The organism is Arthrobacter sp. RIT-PI-e, assembly GCF_001187915.1.
GTDB lineage: Bacteria > Actinomycetota > Actinomycetes > Actinomycetales > Micrococcaceae > Arthrobacter_D.
Window position 1 is genome coordinate 13,119 of sequence record NZ_LGIU01000080.1, and the last position, 18,561, is coordinate 31,679.

Sequence of the window (18,561 nt, forward strand, 5' to 3'; positions counted from 1 at the left end):
GGTACGTCTTCCCCAACGACCTTCAGTGGATGATCAAGCTGATGACGATGCGCTGACCTGTCACGGGACCCAACCAAGTGGTGCATGCAGGTTCCGGTGAACCACTGCTCATTGTGCATGAGAAGAGTGCGTTCCGCCACTGCCGCTGACCGACGGCCGACCCCCATGCGTGCTGACGTCACCGGAATCGATGTCGGGACGGACGAGTGGATGGGCGGACGGTAGGGTGCAGCAGTCCGCGCCCGCGTTCAGCGGTTCGAACTCGAGGGGGTCGCGCTCGAGGCATACCTGCTTGCTGCTACACCGGGGATCACCGGCCTCGGCGTAGTCGGCGTCCACCGACCCGGGCCTTGTCCTCACTTCGTAGCCATCCCGGCCCCTCCGGGATCGCCGGAATCACCTGGATCGTCCTGGTCGCGGTCCGGCGAGCGCCCGGACTCGAGGTCGAGCAGCGCCTCCTTGACCGCAGGCCCTGCCGCGTACCCGACCACCGCACCCGAGCGGGAGACCACGCGGTGACCCGGGATGATCAGGGAGATCGGATTGGACCGTACCGCGGCTCCGACGGCGCGCCCCATGCTCGGATTACCCAGTGCCGAGGCGATCTGCCCGTAGCTCCGCCGCTCCCCGTACGGGATCTCCGCGAGCGCTGACCACACCCGTTGCTGGAATGCAGTCCCCCTCGGCACGAGCGGAAGATCGAACGCCGTCCGTCCGCCAGCGAGGTATTCCTTGAGCTGGGCCGCGACGCGGATCAGAAGTTCCTCCACCGGTGCCGGGACGACCACGCGGTCGCCCCGGTCCATCCCGTCCGTGCGCTCCTCGCGCACTGCTCCCCGGTCCTGGGTACCTGCGGCGTCATCCGGCCGGCGATGCTCCTCGACGGTCACCGTGTCGACAGTCGTGCCCACGGGCCGGCCGAGGAGCCCGGGGTCGGGGGGCGGGTCGTGGTCCTCGTGGTAGAGCCCGACGACAGCGTCCTCCGTGGCGACGACGCGCAGCGGTCCGAACGGTGAGGGTACGGACACCGAGAAGCACTCCTCCCCCGCCTGTCCACTCGTGGTCGTGTTCATGGTCTTCCTCCTCGTCATGGGATGGGACTTGCTGTGGGTGGGACCTGCTCCGGGTCCGGCTCGCCGCAAACATGGGTTCTGGCATCTCCCGCCGAGGTCCCGTGTCCACCGGATGTCCCCGGGATGCTCGACCTCACCCGCAGGAAGACTGTCCGCGGGTGAGTCACGCGCGTTGCCGCCGCCATCCCTCCCCCGTCCGTGCAGCGAGCCCTGCCAGCTCGAGACGGGTGAGACCCGCGATCACGTCCCGGACGGACAAGCCCGCCACCGTCGCGAGTTTGTCCACGGAGGTGGACGCCCGTACCGGGAGGCCGTCGAGCACGAGGAGGTCCGGGACCAGCAGTCCGTCGTGATCGCGCGAGGGTGAGGCGCTCTCCTTCGCGCGGTCGGCGTCGCCGCCCGCGCTCGGCGGCCCCGCCAGTTCGGCGATCTCGGGGGCGTCGGTGACGCACACCGCCGTCCCGTCCCGCAGCAGCCGGTGGCAGCCGGCGGAGTTGGCGGAGTGGACCGGTCCCGGGACGGCACCGACGGGACGCCCCAGCCCGGCCGCGTGGTGCGCGGTGTTCAGGGCACCGGATCGCCACCGGGCCTCCACCACCACGGTCACCGCGCTGAGCGCGGCGATCAGCCGGTTCCGCTGCAGGAAGCGCCAACGGGTGGGTGAGCTCCCGGGGGGCATCTCGGAGACCAGGATGCCCCGCTCGGCGACGGCCCGGAGCAGTTCCTCGTTCCCCGCCGGGTAGTAGCGGTCCACGCCGTTGGCCAGCACGGCGATGGTGGGAGGAGGCGGACCTCCGGCGGAACCGGCGAGAGCGGCCCGGTGGGCCTGCGCATCGATGCCGTACGCGCCTCCGGACACCACGCCGTACCCGCGGGTGACCATGCCCGACGCGAGCTCGGCGGTGACGGCAGCACCGTAGGCCGTGCTGTCCCGCGACCCGACGACGGCGGCCAGGCGGTTTATCCCGGGTATCCGGTGTCTCCCCCGCACCCACAGGCACAGCGGAGCCGTGGCCCGGAGATCATCGAGCGCCGAGGGCCACTCCTCGGTGCCCGGCACCACGAGCCGGCCCCCCAGCCGTCCCAGTGTGTCCAGATCGCGTACGGGTGCGAGATCCGCACGGCGGGGGCGCCATCGCTCCAGCCCTTCCGCGAGGGGGTCGCGCCGGGCACCCTGCAGGCCGAGGTGCTCGCGCAGTTCCGCGGAGATCTCCCGTCCCGCGCTCACGTCACCGGTGGCGATGCGGAGGGCATCGGCGGGCCCCACGAGCGCAGCCAGCGCGAGCCCGACGGTGTCGGACGGTTCCAGGAGCCGGGAGAGTGCCGCGCGGGCGAGGACGTCCGCGGTGTGGCCGGCGCTCATGCCGCCCGCTCCTGCAGGCGGAATCCGAGGGCGGTGACGACGTCGTCCGCGTCCGGACGGTCCCTGTCCGCGAGGTCGGCGATCGTCCACGCCACGCGCAGCACCCTGTCCCACCCGCGTGCACTCACGAGGTTGCGGTCCAGCGCCTGGTCGAGGGACGCGGTGACCGCCCGTGGCAGCCCGAGTTCGCCGCGGAGGATCCGGCCCTGCACCTCGGAGTTGGTGGCGTAGTTCCAGCGGCGGAGGCGTTCCCGCTGGGCCCTGCGCGCACGGGACACCCGGAGGGCGACCGTGGCGGAGGATTCCGCGGGTCGGCCTCCGACGTAGTCCAGGAGACCCACCCGCTGGACGGCGAGCTGCAGGTCCACCCGGTCCAGGAGCGGCCCGGACAGTCTGTTGAAGTAGCGGCGGCGCTGCTGCGCCGTGCAGAGGCAGTCGATGCCCTTCCCGTTGGCGAGTCCGCAGGGGCACGGGTTGAGCGCCAGGACGAGTTGGAACCGGGCGGGGTACGACGCCGTGCCCGAGGCCCGGTGCAGCACGAGCCGTCCGCTCTCGAGCGGTTCTCGGAGGGCTTCCAGCACCCGGCGTTCGTACTCCGGAGCTTCGTCGAGGAAGAGGATGCCGCGGTGGGCGCGCGATGCCGCACCGGGACGCGGGATGCCGCTGCCTCCTCCGATGATGGAGGCGGGTGTGGCGGTGTGGTGGGGGCTCTCGAACGGTGGTGTGCGCACCAGTTCCGTGCAGTGGCGCTCACCACTCAGACTGTGCACGGCGGTGACCTCCATGGCTTCGGCGTCCTCGAGATCCGGGAGGATCCCCGACAGTCGCTCCGCGAGCATGGTCTTGCCCGCACCCGGCGGTCCCACCATCAGCAGGTGGTGGGCACCCGCGGCGGCCACCTCGAGGGCGAAACGGGCTTCGTGCTGTCCCGCGATGTCCGAGAGGTCGCGGGTCGGTTCCGACCGCCCGGGGAGGGGCGATGGTTCCTCGCCCACCTGCGGCTCCGGCAGCTCGACCACTGCTCCGTCCGCACCGAAGGCCAGTGCGACCTCCGCCAGTGTCCGGAACGAACGCACCTCCGCGGCCGGTACCAGTGCCGCCTCCGACGCGTTCTCGTCGGCGACCACCACGCGGTGGTGCCCGGCCTCCACCGCAGCCATCACCGCGGGCAGGACGCCCCGCACCGGCCTGAGCCGACCGTCGAGCCCGAGTTCGGCGATGAACACCGTGGTACCGCAGCCCCGCACGTCACCGGCGGCGCTCAATGCCGACATGACGATGGCGAGGTCGAAGGCGGAACCACGCTTGGGCAGCGACGCCGGGATCAGGTTGACGGTGATCTTCCGGCGGCTGAGCGGTACACCCGCGTTCCGGGCCGCAGCCCTGATGCGGTCCTTCGCCTCGTTGAGCGAGGCGTCGGGAAGACCGAGGAGCACGAAGGCCGGCAGGGTCTGACCGATGTCCGCCTCCACCTCGACGACGTGCCCGTTCATCCCCACCAGCGACACCGCGTACGTCCTGCCGAGCGCCATCAGATGACCGCCCTGACGTGTTCGACGAGCGGCGCGCCCGAGCCGTCGTCGAGAATCCCGACGGCGTCGATGCGGAACCCGCTGAAGCGCAGGTCGTGTGCTCGCGCCCACTTCGACGCGAGCAGGTACAGGCGCTCCAGCTTGCTCGCGGTGATGGCTTCGAGCGGTTGGCCGAAGTCGTCCGAGCTCCGTGTCTTGACCTCGACGACGACCAGGGTGGAACCGTCCACCGCCACGATGTCGATCTCCCCCACCGGACACCGCCAGTTGCGGTCCACAATCCTCAGACCCGCCTGTTCCAGGAAGACGGCGGCCGTCGCTTCTCCGCGTCGGCCCAGTTGATCCTTTGCCAGCATGGCTTCACCTCCTCCTCAAGCCTCGTGGAGGTCGAGGAGCAGGGGCGTTCGGAGGAGGCTATGTGGACAAGGTGCCGGTGGGCGGAAGGATCACCCCCGAGGAAGCTGGCGGATCCGCCCGGTCAGCCCAGCGTGCCGTCCTTGGGCAGGGCGATGTCGTCCGTCTTGGACAGCTCCTCCACGTTGACGTCCTTGAAGGTGATGACGCGGACGTTCTTGACGAACCGCGCGGAGCGGTACACGTCCCACACCCAGGCGTCCTGCAGGGTCAGATCGAAGTAGACCTCGCCGTCGGCGGATCGCGCCTGCAGATCGACGTTGTTCGCGAGGTAGAAACGGCGCTCCGTCTCCACCACGTAGCTGAAAAGCCCGACGACGTCGCGGTACTCACGGTAGAGCTGCAGCTCCATGTCGGTCTCGTAGTTCTCAAGATCCTCGGCACTCATTCGGCAATCATCCTCCAATTTCCACGGGTGGCGTGTTCGGCGTGGGGCCCAGACGCCAGGTCCTTCGGTGGTACTCGCTGGGACCGGCGTCGTGCAGAGCCGCTCGGTGTGCTCCGGTGGCGTACCCCTTGTTCACGTCCCACCCGAATCCGGGGTGGTGCCCAGCGAGCTCCACCATGCGTGCATCGCGCTCCACCTTCGCCAGCACGCTGGCGGCGGCCACGCTGAGACAGGTCAGATCCGCCTTGACGCGCGGGTGCACGGGTACGGTGCAGCCATCCGGCTGCACCGTCGTCGTCCCGTCGGTCCGGGACAGCTCCTCCTGGGTCCGCACGGAGAGCCAGTCGTGGTTCCCGTCGAGGATCACGACGTCGGGTCGCACGGTTCCGAGCACGGACGCCCAGGCGCGGGTACCGGCCGCGCGGAGGCCGGCGACGAGTCCGCCGGCGTCGATCTCCTCGGCGGAGGCGTGGCCGACAGCCGCGGCGACGGACCAGCGCAGGATCCGCGGGACGAGGGCCTCCCGCTGCGTGGGGCTCAGCAGCTTGCTGTCGCGCACACCCCGGAGACCCTTGAGCGCCTCCAGGTCGACGACGACGATCCCGACGGACACCGGACCCGCCAGTGCCCCCCTGCCGACCTCGTCGCACCCCGCGACGAAGCGGTGCCCCTCCGAGGCGAGGGCCCGCTCGAACGCCAGGGTCGGCGCGACGGAACGGAGTGACCGGGCTCGGGTCATCGGCTCACAGGGGTATCGGACAGAGCGCCCGGGGCGGCGGGGACGCCCTCGAACACCTCGGAGTGGTTGTCGAGGAAGCCGATGCGACCGAGCGGCCAGGCGATCACCGCGGCCTTGCCCTCGATGTCGTCGATGTCCACGAAACCTGCTCCCGGCTTGTCCTGGTTCACGCGCGAATCCGCGGAGGCGTTGCGGTGGTCCCCGAGCACCCACACCATGCCGTCCGGGACCGTGACGTCGAACGGGATGTCGGAGGGGTTGGCACCGGGGAACACGTAGGGCTCCGAGACCGGTTCGCCGTTGATCGTGATGCGACCCTCGGCGTCGCAGCAGACCACATGGTCTCCGGGGAGGCCGATCACGCGCTTCACCAGGTGCTGCTGGGACTCGTCGGGGGCGAGACCGATGAAGATCAGGGCCTGCTTGAACCAGCTGAGCTGCACCTCCGCCTGCGGTGGCAACCATCCCTCGGTGTCCTCGAACACCACGATGTCCCCGCGCTGCAGGTCGAACGGCTGCGGGACGAGCTGGTTCACGAAGATGCGGTCGTCCACCTCGAGGGTCTGCTCCATGGAGCCGGACGGGATGAAGAACGCGCGGAACAGGAAGGTCTTGATGAGGAAGGAGAGCACCAGCGCGATGACCACGATCGTTGCGATTTCCTTGAGCCAGGCGCCGAAGCCGTTGTCGGTGGCCTTCCTGTTCCGCCGGCGCTCACCGGCCGGGGCGTCGGCGGCATGCTCGGCATCGGGACCTGGTGCGTGCGCTGCGGAGCCCTGGGCTCCCGAGGGCGACTTCCTGCGGAAGCTCCGTGCCATGTGCTGGTGTCCTCTGTGCTCGTGGAATCCGGTGGCCGGCCGCCGGATGGTACCCGCGACGACCGGGCCGACCGACGGGCCCGGCTCAGCCGGGAGGCCGCTCGATGGGGGCGGACCGGTCAAGTGGCCAGACTAACCGAAAGGCCCGCCCGATGATCCGATCCTCGGCCACGAGTCCCCCTCCCGGCGCTCCGAGCAGGGCCCGGGAGTCCATGGACGCGGACCGGTGGTCACCGAGGAGCCACACCCTCCCGGCCGGGACGACGACGTCGAACGGTACCAGGCTCGGTGCGTCCCCGGCCCGGACGTACGGCTCGTCGATCGGCGTCCCGTCCACGGTCAGCCGCCCGTCGTCCGAGCAGCAGGCCACGTGGTCGCCGGGTACGCCGAGCACCCGCTTGACGTACACGGTGTCGCTCCCCGCGAGGCCGAGCCACTGGCCGGTGGCGGCCAGTGCCCGTTCGGGGATGCTCCGTGGATCGGTGATCGGATCGAAGGAACCCCTGCCGTCGAACACGATGACGTCACCGCGCTCCACCGCGCCGGCCCGGTCGTCGAGCTTGCTGACCAGCACCCTGTCCCCCTCGGTGAGCAGGGGCTCCATGGAGGCGGAGGGGATGAAGTAGACGTCGACGAGGAAGGCACGGACCAGACCGGTGAGCAGGACGGCCACCACGACGGTGGAGAGCACGAAACGCCAGCCCGAGAATCGGAACCGGCGTTTCGTGGGCTCTCCGGCCGATGACCGGGAAGCAGTGGCTCTGTGCACCGAGAAGGGTTACTTGACCGTCTTGGGGTCGCGCTTCTCCTTGATCTTCGCTGCCTTGCCGCGCAGGTCGCGCATGTAGTACAGCTTGGCACGGCGGACGTCGCCCCGGGAGACGAGCTCGATCCGGTCGAGGACCGGGCTGTGCACGGGGAACGTACGCTCCACGCCCACACCGAAGCTCACCTTGCGGACCGTGAAGGTCTCACGGATGCCGTCGCCCTGGCGTCCGACCACGAAGCCCTTGAAGATCTGGACACGGGTGTTCTTGCCCTCGATGATGTTGACGTGCACGTTGACGGTGTCACCGGCACGGAAGTCGGGGATGTTGTCGCGGAAGGATCCGGCGTCGACCGAGTCGAGAATGTGCATTGCGCTGCTCCTGGTGAACGCCACAGGTCATCCACGTGGGTCACGACGGACACCGAGGGCTCACGCCCCGGACGATGCCGTCGAAGAAAGGGATCCGGCCGTCCCGACGGTTCGGGGACCGGTGTGGACTGTCGACCGGACGCCCCCTGTGGCAGGGCCCGGTCCAGTGGACACAGGTCACGATTATTCCACAGCAGCGCGCCGATCGACTAATGCACGGGGCTACCGCGCCGAGCGCACCAGCACGCCGTCGACGACGTCGAACCCCGCTTCCCCGAGCACGGCGAGATCCGCCGGCCCGAGCGTCCCGGCGTCGACCTCGGCCAGGAGATCGGGGCGCCGCTCGGCGGTGCGGCGGAACTGCTCGGACCGTCTCCACCCGGCGATACGGGCGTGGTTGCCACTCAGCAGCACCTCGGGGACCTCCCGATCGCGCCAGGACGAGGGCTTGGTGTACACGGGGTACTCGAGCAGGCCGTCCGCGTGCGACTCCTCGACGAGCGATGCGGGGTTCCCCACCACCCCCGGGACCAGTCTGCCCACGGCCTCGACCATGGCGAGCACCGCGACCTCACCGCCGTTGAGCACGTAGTCCCCGAGCGACACCGGCCGTACGTCGAAGGAGTCCCGCGCCCAGTCGATCACCCGCTCGTCGATGCCCTCGTACCGCCCGCAGGCGAACACCAGGTGGTCGAGTCCCGCGAACTCGTGGGCCATCGTCTGATCGAAGACCGCGCCCGCCGGGGAGGGCACGACGAGGACGGGGCGCCGTGGTCCGTCCTCGAGCACGGACTCGAGGGCCTGCGCCCACGGCTCCGCCTTCATTACCATGCCGGCACCGCCCCCGTAGGGGGTGTCGTCCACCGTGCGGTGCCGGTCGGTGGTGAAGTCGCGGAGGTCGCGCACCCGCACGTCCAGGAGGCGCTCCTGCCGGGCCTTACCGATCAGGGAGAGATCCAGGGCGTCGAGGTACTCCGGGAAGATGGAGACGATGTCGATGCGCACTAGTGGCTCCCGCCGTGCCCGTCCGCCCGTGCGACACCGTCGCCGTCGTCCGGCGCCTGGTTGGAGCCCGGGGTGTTCAGGTCGAAGAGCCCGGCGGGAGGGACGACGGTCACGAATCCGCCCTCGGGGTCCACCTCGGGGACGATCTCGCCGACGAACGGGACGAGGGCCTCGTGCCCGTCCGTCAGCTCCACGACCAGCAGGTCCTGGACGGCCAGGGTGCGCAGCGCGGTGATCCTGCCCACGGACGCGCCGTCCACGCGTACCTCGAGCCCGACGAGCTCGTACTCGTACCAGGCGTCGTCGTCGTCGTCCTGCGTGGTCTCCGTGTCCACGAAGAGCTGTGCACCGCGCAGGGCCTCCGCCTGGTTGCGGTCCGCCACGTCCTCGAACGCGACGATGAGGATGGTCTTGTTCCAGCGGCTCCTCGCCACCGTCAGCTCCGGCACCGCGGCACCCTCCACGCGGAAGGTCCCCCCTTCCCCGAACCTGTCCTGGGGCGCGTCGGTGAACAGCTGGACCGTCACCTCGCCACGGATGCCGTGGGGCTTGCCGATCCTTGCTACGAGTACTTCCATGACGCTGCTCCTGCTGTTCGTGCCCCGGGTGGGACAGAGAAACGGCCCCACCACCAGATCCTGGTGGTGGGGCCGATCGAGGGGGTGCTTCTGCTCCGGACCGTCAGGCCCGACGGCGGTCGGTGTCCACGACGTCGACCCGTACGGGCCCGCCGTCGGCGAGTGCGGCCACCACGGTACGAAGTGCCCGGGCGGTACGCCCCTGGCGTCCGATCACCCGGCCCAGATCGTCCTGGTGGACACGGACCTCCAGGGTCTCCCCGCGGCGGTTGCTCTTCGCCTCGACCCGGACGTCGTCCGGGTTGTCGACGATCCCGCGCACGAGGTGCTCCAGAGCTTCGGCGAGCACGTTACTCGGCCTCGGTCGCTTCCGCGGCGTCGTCCTTCTTGGCCTTCGGCGTGATGGCCTCGGGGACGATCACGGAGCCCTTCTCGGGTGCGGTGAAGGTCGCCTTGGGCGCCTTGGTGCGCAGGGTGCCCTCCTGGCCCTTGGTGCCCTTGAACTTCTGCCAGTCACCGGTGATCTTCAGCAGGACCGAGACCTGCTCGGTGGGCTGGGCGCCGACGCCGAGCCAGTACTGCGCACGATCGGAGTCGATCTCGATGAACGAGGGCTCCTCGGTGGGGTTGTACTTACCGATCTCCTCGAGGGCACGGCCATCACGCTTGGAGCGTGAGTCCATGACGACGACACGGTAGAAGGGTGCGCGGATCTTGCCCATGCGCTTGAGGCGAATCTTTACGGCCACTTGTGTGGACACTCCTTGTGAATGAAAAGGGGCGAACCCGTCGTCCTGCTCCCGTGGGGCGGGCCATTCGGAGGGGTTCTTCAGGACACGATGCACGCACGGAGAGAGGGGCCGTACGGATCGAGTACGTCTTCATTGTGCCAGACACCCGAAGTTTAGGCGATTCCGCCCTGCACCCCGGCCGCGGACACGCGCAGGCGGTTCCGCCAGGGGTCCTCGACGTGCAGTTCGGCGCCGGTGTGGTGGCTGTCCACTCCTGCGAAGGCGAGACGGTCGGCCAGGGCGGACACCTCGGACTCCGAGGGCACCCGGATCAGCACCTCGCCGAGACCGAGGGTGTCCTTGCGGGGGCCCGCCCCCCTGCTGTTCCAGACGTTCATGGCCATGTGGTGATGGTATCCCCCGGCGGAGACGAACAGGGCCTGGTCGTGCCACCCGGCGGTCCGCTCGAACCCGAGGACGTCTACGTAGAACCGGTGCGCGGTGGCCACGTCCCCGACCTGCAGGTGCACGTGGCCCACCTCCGCGGCGCGCGAGTCCGCACCGGCCACGGCTTCCTCGGTCAGGTGCCTCTCGAGGTAGTCACGTGGCGGGAGGGGGAGGTTGTCCATCATCACCGTCCGGTTGCCGTCGCCGTCGCGCGTCCAGTCCCACCCGTCCCGTGGGCGGTCGACGTACAGCTCGATGCCGTTGCCCTCGGGATCCGAGAAGTAGAAGGCCTCGCTCACAAGGTGATCGGCACTGCCCACGAAGGTGCTGAGGGGGTGGTTCGCCGCGGAGGCCACGGCGGCGGCGAGATCGGCGCGGCCGGTGAACAGCAGGGCGGTGTGGAAGAGCCCTGCCTCCCCGCGCCCGGGCAGGCGGAGGTGCCCGGCGGACTCGAGACGGACCACGGGGTGCGACCCGCGCCCGAGGACGACGGCGTGCGCCTCCTCCTCGAGCACCCGGAGCCCGAGCGCCGCCGAGTAGTAGGCGGTCATCGCGGGCAGGTCACCCACCTTGAGGGTGAGGGTCCCCATGGTGGTGGACGGGGGTAGCAGGTCCTGCGCGCTCATGAGATCTCCTCGTTCGGTCGGTGTCGCTCCACCGTCAACAACTTGAAGATTCAACTTATTTCATCAGGGCCGGGGTTTCCAGCCGACGGACCGTGGCCTCCTGGGCCTCAGGCGCTCCCCGTCCTCAGGAACCCCCGGATCAGGGCGTCCCCCTCCGGGCTGTCGTGCGGCCGGTGACCCCCGGGGGCGAGCCGGTGGACGGCGCCGGTCGCCGCGAGGTACTCGGCCACCTCCTCGTACAGGGGTTCCCACCCACCGGTCAGCACGAGCGTCCGGACGCCCGGCACGATCGTCAGGGGGGCCTCCCACGGCGGGCTCTGCAGCCGGAGCCTCGCGGCGTGCCTGCCCGTATCGCTCGTCGGTGAGGTCCCGGCGTCGGGTGCGGAGACGCGACGGACGAACTCCTGGAGGAACTCCTCGTCCGACATCGCGTGCCGGTCGGCGAACAGCGGCGTCAGCAGCGCGATGTGAGCCGCCGTCGCCGGGAGCTCCGCCGTCAGCGAGAAGCACGCCGGTTCCACGAGCGTGAGGGAGTGCACGAGATCGGGTTGCTCGACCGCCAGCATCATGGCGGCCACGGCACCCTGGGAATGGGCGACGACGTGGCCGCCCGTGCCGAGGGCGTCGGCGATGATCGCCTGGTCACGGACGTGGTCCGTGGGCAGCGGGTCCTCCGTGGCGGAGAAACCGTGACGCCGCACGTAGAGGCAGTCGAAGGAGAGCGACAACCCGTGCTGCTTCGGCCAGGCGGCAGCACCGAACAGCCCGCTCCCGTGGACGAACACCACGCGCTCGAGCATCACCGTGACGCCCCGCCCACGAGGATCGGAGGCATCACCGTGCTACTTGCCGAGGAACTTCTCGAAGCCCTTGGGGAGATTCATCGCCGAGGGGTCGAAGTCCTGCTGACCGCCGAACGCAGCACCGGTGGGCGCGGCGGTGCGGGCGGCATCGCGTCGCGCCTGGGCCTCCTGCAGCTCCTGCGCGGCCTTGGCGGGGTTGCCCGAGCGCGGCTTCTTCTTGCCCTTCGCCGCGACCGCCTTGGACTTGCGCGCACCGCCGAACCCTCCCGGGCCGGCCATGCCCGGCATCCCGGGGATGCTTCCACCGGAGGCCATCTTCTTCATCATCTTCTGCGCCTGCGTGAACCGCTCCAGCAGGCCGTTCACCTCGGACACGTGCACACCCGAACCGCGGGCGATCCTCGCGCGGCGCGACCCGTTGATGATCTTCGGGGCCAGGCGCTCGTGCGGGGTCATGGACCGCACGATGGCCTCGACGCGGTCGATCTCCCGCTCGTCGAAGTTCTCCAGCTGCTCGCGCATGTTCGCGGCACCCGGCATCATCATGAGCATCTTCTTCATGGAGCCCATGTTGCGGATCTGCTGCATCTGCGCCAGGAAGTCGTCGAGCGTGAAGTCCTCCTGGTCGGCGAACTTCTTCGCCATCCGGGCGGCTTCGTCCTTGTCCCAGGACTTCTCCGCCTGCTCGATCAGGGTGAGGACGTCACCCATGTCGAGGATGCGCGAGGCCATGCGGTCCGGGTGGAAGAGCTCGAAGTCACCGAGGCCCTCACCGGTGGAGGCGAACATCACGGGCTTGCCGGTGACGGACGCGACGGAGAGCGCCGCACCACCACGCGCATCGCCGTCGAGCTTCGTCAGCACCACGCCGGTGAAGTCCACACCCTCGTCGAACGCGAGCGCGGTGTTCACCGCGTCCTGCCCGATCATCGCGTCGATGACGAACAGGACCTCGTCCGGGGTGATGGCCGAGCGGATGTCCGCGGCCTGCTGCATCAGCTCGGCGTCGACGCCGAGGCGTCCGGCGGTGTCCACGATGACGACGTCGTGGAGCCTGGCGCGGGCCTCGGCGACACCCTGACGGGCGACGGCCACGGGATCACCGGTGGCGGCCTCGAACTCGGAGCTCACACCGGGGTGCGGCGCGTACACGGGGACACCGGCGCGCTCGCCGTTGACCTGGAGCTGGCGCACCGCGTTGGGCCGCTGGAGGTCGCACGCCACGAGCAGCGGGCTGTGCCCCTGGCCCTTGAGCCACTTCGACAGCTTGCCCGCGAGGGTGGTCTTACCCGCACCCTGCAGGCCCGCGAGCATGATCACGGTGGGCGGGTTCTTGGCGAGGCGGATGCGTCGGGTCTCGCCGCCGAGGATGGTGACGAGCTCCTCGTTGACGATCTTGACGATCTGCTGCCCGGGGTTCAGGGCCTGCGAGACCTCGAGGCCGAGGGCACGTTCCTTGACCGCCGCCGTGAAGGCACGGACCACGGGTACCGCGACGTCGGCGTCGAGCAGTGCACGCCGGATCTCGCGGACGGTGGCGTCGATGTCCGCCTCGGTGAGGCGGCCCTTGCCGCGCAGGTTCTTGAAGGTCGCAGTCAGCCGGTCGGAGAGTGAATTGAACACGTGCCGTGAACTACTTTCATCGGGAGAGGTGGAGCGTCAACTCCCAAGGGTACCAACTGGGTCCTCCCCGCGGACGTGCCCGGCCACGATGGTGCGAACGGGTACGGGACACGCCCAGCCTTAAGTGGTTAGGTGAGCTACGTGGACAAACATTCTCTCGCAGAACACGACAGCATCCCCGACGAGGCAGATGTCCGGGTCCGGACGCTCCTGATCCTCGGCGCCTCCGGGGACCTCACGGGACGTCTCCTGCTGCCCGGGCTCGCCCGCCTGATCCGGCTCGGCCGCGAGCAGGACCTGCACCTGGTGGGTGCCGGCTCGGACGACTGGACCGACGACCAGTGGCGCGAGCGCATCGACTCCTCTTTCGCGGACGCACTCGAGCACGCCGACGACGCCGGACGGGACAGGCTCCACCGGGTGCGGGACCGCAGCTCCTACCACCGGGTGGACGTCACCCAGGACGGTCTGGCCCAGCTGGTGGGTACCCTCGAGGGGCCCGTGGCCATCTACTTCGCCCTTCCCCCGGCCATCACGCAGAAGGCGTGCGGTGCACTGCAGCCCGGCGCCCTGCCGAAGAGCACGCGGCTGGTCATGGAGAAGCCCTTCGGTACGGACCAGGCGTCCGCCCACAGCCTCAACGACAAGCTCGCCCAGCTGGTCCCGGAGCAGAACATCCACCGGGTGGACCACTTCCTCGGCAAGGCGACGGTCTTCAACATCCTGGGCCTGCGCTTCGCGAACCGGTTCCTCGAGCCGGTGTGGAACAACCTCCACATCGAGAAGGTGGAGGTCGTCTTCGACGAGGACCTCGCGCTGGAGAACAGGGCACGGTACTACGACGGCGCCGGCGCCCTCCGGGACATGATCCAGAGCCACCTGGTGCACGTCATGGCGCTGCTGGCCCTGAACGCCCCGTCCAGCCTGCACGAACGCGATCTCCGCGACCACATCGGTTCGGTCCTGCGTGCCAGCACGGTGGACCTCTCCGATCCCTCGAGCAGCCGGCGCGCCCGCTACACGGCCGGGACCATCGGTGATCGGAGCGTCCCGGACTACGTGGCGGAACCGGGCGTGGACGCGTCGAGGAACACCGAGACGCTGGCCGAGGTCACCGTGTCCATCAACAACGAGCGCTGGTCCGGTGTGCCGTTCGTGCTCCGCTCCGGCAAGGCCCTCGGTACGCAGCGCAAGGAGGCCGTGATCACCTTCCGTCCCGTCAGCCATCTGCCGGTGGGCTTCACGGGTCAGGATGCACCGACGAAGCTGCGGATCGGGTTCGGCCCCGACACCCTGCAGCTCGAGCTCGACGTGAACGGACCGGGGGACATCTTCTCGCTGGACCGGGCGGTGCTCAGCGCCGACCTCAACGAGTCGGACCTGCTGCCCTACGGCGAGGTGCTCGACGGCGTGCTGTCCGGTGACCCCACGCTGTCGGTCCGCGGCGACACGGCGGAGGACTGCTGGCGCATCGTGGACCCCGTCCTCGCGGCCTGGGCCGCCGACGAGGTACCTCTGGAGGAGTACGCCGCCGGGTCCGACGGGCCCGATGCGTGGCCTTCCTCCCACGGCAGGGCCTGACCCTGCACCCCGGTTGATCGGAGGTCCCGCGTCGGCGCCGTGGTCCTCGCTCCATGCGCAGGTGCGGTGACCGGGGTGTGATGACACGGAGGAGGACGGGTACCGTCCGGTACCCGTCCTCCTCCGTGCCCGGTGGCCGCCCCGATCCCCGGGAGGTGACCTCGGTCACCTGCGCGGTCCGCGGGGGTCAGATCGCGGCGTCGCCGCGCTCGCCGGTGCGCACCCGCACCGCTTCCTCCACCGGGATCACCCACACCTTGCCGTCGCCGGCCCGCCCGGTGTTGGCGGTGGAGACCAGGACGTCGACGATGTCGGTGACCCAGGCGTCCGAGACGAGGACCTCGACCCGCGCCTTCTGCAGGAGGTCCACGGTGTACTCCGCACCGCGGTAGACCTCGGTGTGTCCGCGCTGGCGACCGTAGCCGCTGGCCTCGCTGATCGTCAGTCCCTGCACCCCGTAGTTCTCCAGTGCGCCCCGGACGCCCTCGAGCTTGTCCGGCCGCACGATCGCCGTCACCAGTTTCATGAGTTCACTTCCTCTGTCGCGGTCTGCTTGGTCGTGTGCCGCCCGGTGCTCATCTGGTCGGCGAAGGGGTGGAACGAGCCACCGACCCCCAGTCCGCCGAACTCGTACGCCGTCTCCGCGTGCTCCGAGAGATCCACACCGGACACCTCCTGGTCCGGGCTGACCCGGAAGCCGATGGTCTTGTGGATCGCGAGTCCGATGATCGCCGTGACGACGGCGGTCCAGGCGATGGCGATGGCCGCTGCCACGATCTGCGCGATGAGCTGATCGACACCGCCGCCGTAGAAGAGGCCTCCACCCTCACCGTCGACCTGCAGTGCGATGAAGCCGAGGGCCAGCGTGCCGAGGATGCCCGCCACGAGGTGGACGGCGACGACGTCGAGCGAGTCGTCGAAACCGAGCTTGTACTTCAGGCCCACGGCCAGCGCGCAGACCGCACCCGAGACCAGACCGAGGCAGAGCGCGCCGACCGGGCTCACATTGGCACAGGCCGGCGTGATGGCCACGAGTCCGGCCACGATGCCCGAAGCCGCTCCGAGGGAGGTGGGACGCCCGTCTCGGACCCGCTCGGTGAGCAGCCAGCCGACCATCGCCGCTGCCGGGGAGACCATCGTGTTGACCCAGATCAGGCCGGCCTCCTCCGTGGTCCCCGCGGCGCCGCCGTTGAACCCGAACCACCCGAACCAGAGCAGCGCGGCCCCGAGCATCACGAAGGGGATGTTGTGGGGGCGCTGCGCGGGGTCCTTCCCGAAGCCCTGGCGCTTGCCGAGGATCAGGGCGAGCACGAGGGCCGCGACGCCTGCACTGATGTGGACCACGGTGCCACCGGCGAAGTCGATGGCCTCGCCTACCGCACCGCCGACCGCGCCATCCTCACTGAGGAGGCCTCCGCCCCACACCATGAAGGCGAGCGGGCAGTACACGAGGGTCACGAAGATCGGGACGAAGATGGTCCACGCGCCGAACTTGGCGCGGTCCGCGATGGCACCGCTGATCAGTGCCACCGTGATGATGGCGAAGGTGGCTCCGAAGCCGGCGCCGATCAGGTCCTCGGTACCGATGAGATCGGTGAGCCCGAAGGAGGTGAACGGGTTGCCGAAGAGTTGGGCGATCCCGTCGCCGCCGGTCATCGAGTAGCCCCAGAGGACCCACACCACGCCGACGAGTCCTACCGCGATGAAGCTCATCATCATCATGTTCAGGGCGGCCTTCGCGCGGGTCATCCCGCCGTAGAAGAAAGCCAGCCCCGGCGTCATGAGGAGCACGAGGGCCGCTGAGATCATCACCCAGACGTCGCCTGCTGTCAGGTCCATTCCACAGTCCTTCCGAAGGGTGCGGGGAAATCCCGCTCCTCCAGGATGACGCCGGAGTGTTTCGACCCCGCGGGGATCGGATTACCGGCAGGTTACGGCGATCTCATCACCGTAAAAAGCGGATGACCGGCACGTTTCGGGAAGATTACGTCGAGACCAGGATGCCGACCGGACTAGTCGAGCAGAGCGTCCACGAAGCTCTCGGAATCGAAGGGGGCGAGATCGTCCGCGCCCTCACCGAGGCCGATCAACTTGACGGGCACCCCGAGGCTACGCTGGATCGCCACCACGATCCCGCCCTTGGCCGTGCCGTCCAGCTTGGTGAGGACGATACCCGTGATGTTCACGACCTCCGCGAAGACACGCGCCTGGGAGAGCCCGTTCTGACCCGTGGTCGCATCGAGGACCAGCAGCACCTCGTCCACCGTGCCCTGCTTCTCCACCACGCGCTTGACCTTGCCGAGCTCGTCCATGAGTCCCACCTTGTTCTGCAGTCGGCCGGCCGTGTCGATCAGCACGACGTCGCACTCCTGCTCGATCCCCGTCCGCACCGCCTCGAACGCCACCGACGCGGGGTCCGCGCCGTCGACGTCCGACTTCACGGTGGGCACCCCCACGCGGGCACCCCAGGTGGCCAGCTGCTCAGCGGCGGCGGCCCGGAAGGTGTCGGCGGCACCGAGGAGCACGTCCTTGTCATCGGCCACCAGGACGCGGGCGAGCTTGCCCACCGTGGTGGTCTTGCCCACACCGTTGACGCCCACCACCATCACGATGGCGGGGCGGTCGGCGTGGCGCTCGGTCGCGAGCGAACGGTCCATGGTCGGGTCCACGAGCTTCACGAGCTCCTGGCGCAGCATGTCCTTGACCTCTGCGGGGTTCCTGCTCCCGGCGATCTTCACCCGCTCGCGCAGCGCATCCACGAGCTCCGTGGTGGGCTCGGTGCCGAGGTCCGCCATGAGGAGCGTCTCCTCCACCTCGTCCCAGACGTCCTCGTCGATCGTGTCACGGGAGAGGAGCGCGAGCAGGCCCTTGCCCAGGGCGTTGTTCGAGCGGACGAGCCGGGCGCGAAGCCGCGCGAGCCGCCCCTGGACGGGGTCCACGCTGTCCAGGCGCTGCGCCGGCGGCGTCTCCTCGAGCCCGCTGAGGTCGTCCGGGACGAGGACGTCGGTGGGGACGCCGTCGGGGTCCTCGAGCACGTCGACGGAGGTGGAACCGTGGGCGGCGCCCACCACCTGGTCGTCGGCGTCGCGCCGCGAGGGATACATGCCGGGCGGTGTGCGTCTGCCGCGGACCAGGACGACGGCGAGCGAGCCGACCACGGCGATCGCGAGGACGATGAAGACGACGGGGAGCAGGATCTCGTTCACCGATCAACCTTCTCACAGGTGGATTGAGCACCCCGGTGCGAGCGGTGACACAATGCGAGGACCATGGCCGGTTTCCCTCGCGTACGCAAGCGCTCCTCCGCCCCCCTCGTCCCCGGGGATCCTCGAACCGGCAGCGGGGCTCCCGCTCCACGGACCCCGCGGGAGATCAAGGTCCTCATCTCCGCGGCGTTCGTGATCGCCATCGGCTTCGGTCTCGTGGCCCCCGTCCTGCCCCAGTTCGCCCTGAGCTTCGACGTCGGGGTCACGGCGTCCGCGTTGATCGTCAGCGCCTTCGCCTTCACGCGGTTGATCTTCGCGCCGGCGGGCGGACGGCTCGTCGAGAGGGTGGGCGAGCGGCCGGTGTACCTCGTGGGCCTGATCATCGTGGCGCTCTCCACGGCGGCCTGCGCCTTCGCCGCCGAGTACTGGCAGCTCCTGCTGTTCCGCGCCCTCGGAGGCATCGGCTCCACCATGTTCACGGTCTCCGCCATGGGGC

General features: G+C 69.6%; 21 protein-coding genes. 2 read left to right on the forward strand and 19 right to left on the reverse strand.

Annotation, left to right across the window (positions count from 1 at the left end):
* Positions 1-356: 356 nt before the first annotated feature.
* From AC792_RS17775 to ffh, 16 genes are all read right to left on the reverse strand, one after another.
* Positions 357-1,073, reverse strand: a complete 717-nt coding sequence (locus AC792_RS17775; RefSeq protein ID WP_049830585.1) for a methylated-DNA--[protein]-cysteine S-methyltransferase — start codon at positions 1,071-1,073, stop codon at positions 357-359.
* A gap of 163 nt (positions 1,074-1,236) precedes the next feature.
* On the reverse strand, positions 1,237-2,436 hold the full coding sequence (gene dprA, locus AC792_RS11110; RefSeq protein WP_049830586.1) for a DNA-processing protein DprA: 1,200 nt from the start codon (positions 2,434-2,436) through the stop codon (positions 1,237-1,239).
* Positions 2,433-3,968, reverse strand: coding sequence for a YifB family Mg chelatase-like AAA ATPase (locus tag AC792_RS11115; RefSeq protein ID WP_049830587.1), 1,536 nt, complete (start codon positions 3,966-3,968; stop codon positions 2,433-2,435). Before AC792_RS11115 ends, dprA begins: the two co-directional genes overlap by 4 nt.
* Positions 3,968-4,324, reverse strand: a complete 357-nt coding sequence (locus AC792_RS11120; protein ID WP_049830588.1) for a YraN family protein — start codon at positions 4,322-4,324, stop codon at positions 3,968-3,970. Before AC792_RS11120 ends, AC792_RS11115 begins: the two co-directional genes overlap by 1 nt.
* A 122-nt stretch (positions 4,325-4,446) precedes the next feature.
* Entirely contained in the window at positions 4,447-4,770 is a 324-nt protein-coding gene (locus AC792_RS11125) for a DUF2469 domain-containing protein (RefSeq protein WP_049830589.1), read from the reverse strand.
* Between the two features lie 7 nt (positions 4,771-4,777).
* Positions 4,778-5,509 (reverse strand): ribonuclease HII, encoded by a 732-nt coding sequence (locus AC792_RS11130; protein WP_049830590.1) that lies wholly within the window; start codon positions 5,507-5,509, stop codon positions 4,778-4,780.
* Positions 5,506-6,327, reverse strand: coding sequence for a signal peptidase I (gene lepB / locus AC792_RS11135; RefSeq protein ID WP_049830591.1), 822 nt, complete (start codon positions 6,325-6,327; stop codon positions 5,506-5,508). The genes AC792_RS11130 and lepB (AC792_RS11135) overlap by 4 nt, the downstream gene beginning before the upstream one ends.
* Positions 6,328-6,412: 85 nt before the next feature.
* Positions 6,413-7,018: a signal peptidase I gene (lepB, locus tag AC792_RS11140; RefSeq protein WP_235436668.1), complete on the reverse strand. Its 606-nt coding sequence runs from the start codon at positions 7,016-7,018 to the stop codon at positions 6,413-6,415.
* 87 nt (positions 7,019-7,105) lie between these two features.
* Positions 7,106-7,465 (reverse strand): 50S ribosomal protein L19, encoded by a 360-nt coding sequence (gene rplS, locus AC792_RS11145; RefSeq protein WP_049830593.1) that lies wholly within the window; start codon positions 7,463-7,465, stop codon positions 7,106-7,108.
* 222 nt (positions 7,466-7,687) lie between these two features.
* Positions 7,688-8,470 carry a tRNA (guanosine(37)-N1)-methyltransferase TrmD gene (gene trmD / locus AC792_RS11150; protein WP_049830594.1) on the reverse strand — a complete coding sequence of 261 codons (783 nt, stop codon included), beginning with the start codon at positions 8,468-8,470 and terminating at the stop codon, positions 7,688-7,690.
* Positions 8,470-9,048, reverse strand: a complete 579-nt coding sequence (rimM, locus tag AC792_RS11155) for a ribosome maturation factor RimM (RefSeq protein ID WP_049830595.1) — start codon at positions 9,046-9,048, stop codon at positions 8,470-8,472. The genes trmD and rimM overlap by 1 nt, the downstream gene beginning before the upstream one ends.
* Positions 9,049-9,151: 103 nt before the next feature.
* The gene (locus tag AC792_RS11160) at positions 9,152-9,397 is read right to left on the reverse strand and encodes an RNA-binding protein (RefSeq protein WP_049830596.1); all 246 of its coding nucleotides are present in this window, start codon (positions 9,395-9,397) and stop codon (positions 9,152-9,154) included.
* A gap of 1 nt (position 9,398) precedes the next feature.
* Positions 9,399-9,797, reverse strand: a complete 399-nt coding sequence (gene rpsP, locus AC792_RS11165) for a 30S ribosomal protein S16 (protein WP_049830597.1) — start codon at positions 9,795-9,797, stop codon at positions 9,399-9,401.
* A 155-nt stretch (positions 9,798-9,952) separates the two neighbouring features.
* The gene (locus AC792_RS11170) at positions 9,953-10,852 is read right to left on the reverse strand and encodes a VOC family protein (protein ID WP_049830598.1); all 900 of its coding nucleotides are present in this window, start codon (positions 10,850-10,852) and stop codon (positions 9,953-9,955) included.
* A 107-nt stretch (positions 10,853-10,959) separates the two neighbouring features.
* A complete protein-coding gene (locus AC792_RS11175; RefSeq protein WP_152916156.1) occupies positions 10,960-11,655 on the reverse strand; it encodes an alpha/beta fold hydrolase in 696 nt (231 codons plus the stop codon).
* A gap of 39 nt (positions 11,656-11,694) precedes the next feature.
* Entirely contained in the window at positions 11,695-13,278 is a 1,584-nt protein-coding gene (ffh, locus tag AC792_RS11180; protein ID WP_049830600.1) for a signal recognition particle protein, read from the reverse strand.
* 141 nt (positions 13,279-13,419) lie between these two features.
* Between ffh and AC792_RS11185 the strand changes: the two genes are divergently transcribed.
* Positions 13,420-14,859: a glucose-6-phosphate dehydrogenase gene (locus AC792_RS11185; protein ID WP_235436670.1), complete on the forward strand. Its 1,440-nt coding sequence runs from the start codon at positions 13,420-13,422 to the stop codon at positions 14,857-14,859.
* A 187-nt stretch (positions 14,860-15,046) separates the two neighbouring features.
* Here the strand turns inward: AC792_RS11185 and AC792_RS11190 are convergent, their stop codons facing one another.
* The 3 genes from AC792_RS11190 to ftsY form a co-directional block, all read right to left on the reverse strand.
* Entirely contained in the window at positions 15,047-15,385 is a 339-nt protein-coding gene (locus AC792_RS11190) for a P-II family nitrogen regulator (RefSeq protein ID WP_049830601.1), read from the reverse strand.
* On the reverse strand, positions 15,382-16,698 hold the full coding sequence (locus tag AC792_RS11195) for an ammonium transporter (protein ID WP_049830602.1): 1,317 nt from the start codon (positions 16,696-16,698) through the stop codon (positions 15,382-15,384). Before AC792_RS11195 ends, AC792_RS11190 begins: the two co-directional genes overlap by 4 nt.
* 173 nt (positions 16,699-16,871) lie before the next feature.
* Positions 16,872-18,065 (reverse strand): signal recognition particle-docking protein FtsY, encoded by a 1,194-nt coding sequence (ftsY, locus tag AC792_RS11200; protein ID WP_049830603.1) that lies wholly within the window; start codon positions 18,063-18,065, stop codon positions 16,872-16,874.
* Positions 18,066-18,128: 63 nt separating this feature from the next.
* Here ftsY and AC792_RS11205 point away from each other — a divergent pair.
* Positions 18,129-18,561: MFS transporter (locus AC792_RS11205; RefSeq protein WP_152916158.1), on the forward strand; the 433-nt coding region annotated here is incomplete at its 3' end.

Coding starts and splice junctions, on each gene's coding strand:
- AC792_RS17775 (WP_049830585.1), bottom strand. CDS start 1,073: ATGAACACGACCACGAGTGGACAGGCGGGGGAGGAGTGCTTCTCGGTG.
- dprA (WP_049830586.1), bottom strand. CDS start 2,436: ATGAGCGCCGGCCACACCGCGGACGTCCTCGCCCGCGCGGCACTCTCC.
- AC792_RS11115 (WP_049830587.1), bottom strand. CDS start 3,968: ATGGCGCTCGGCAGGACGTACGCGGTGTCGCTGGTGGGGATGAACGGG.
- AC792_RS11120 (WP_049830588.1), bottom strand. CDS start 4,324: ATGCTGGCAAAGGATCAACTGGGCCGACGCGGAGAAGCGACGGCCGCC.
- AC792_RS11125 (WP_049830589.1), bottom strand. CDS start 4,770: ATGAGTGCCGAGGATCTTGAGAACTACGAGACCGACATGGAGCTGCAG.
- AC792_RS11130 (WP_049830590.1), bottom strand. CDS start 5,509: ATGACCCGAGCCCGGTCACTCCGTTCCGTCGCGCCGACCCTGGCGTTC.
- lepB (WP_049830591.1), bottom strand. CDS start 6,327: ATGGCACGGAGCTTCCGCAGGAAGTCGCCCTCGGGAGCCCAGGGCTCC.
- rplS (WP_049830593.1), bottom strand. CDS start 7,465: ATGCACATTCTCGACTCGGTCGACGCCGGATCCTTCCGCGACAACATC.
- rimM (WP_049830595.1), bottom strand. CDS start 9,048: ATGGAAGTACTCGTAGCAAGGATCGGCAAGCCCCACGGCATCCGTGGC.
- AC792_RS11170 (WP_049830598.1), bottom strand. CDS start 10,852: ATGAGCGCGCAGGACCTGCTACCCCCGTCCACCACCATGGGGACCCTC.
- AC792_RS11190 (WP_049830601.1), bottom strand. CDS start 15,385: ATGAAACTGGTGACGGCGATCGTGCGGCCGGACAAGCTCGAGGGCGTC.
- AC792_RS11195 (WP_049830602.1), bottom strand. CDS start 16,698: ATGGACCTGACAGCAGGCGACGTCTGGGTGATGATCTCAGCGGCCCTC.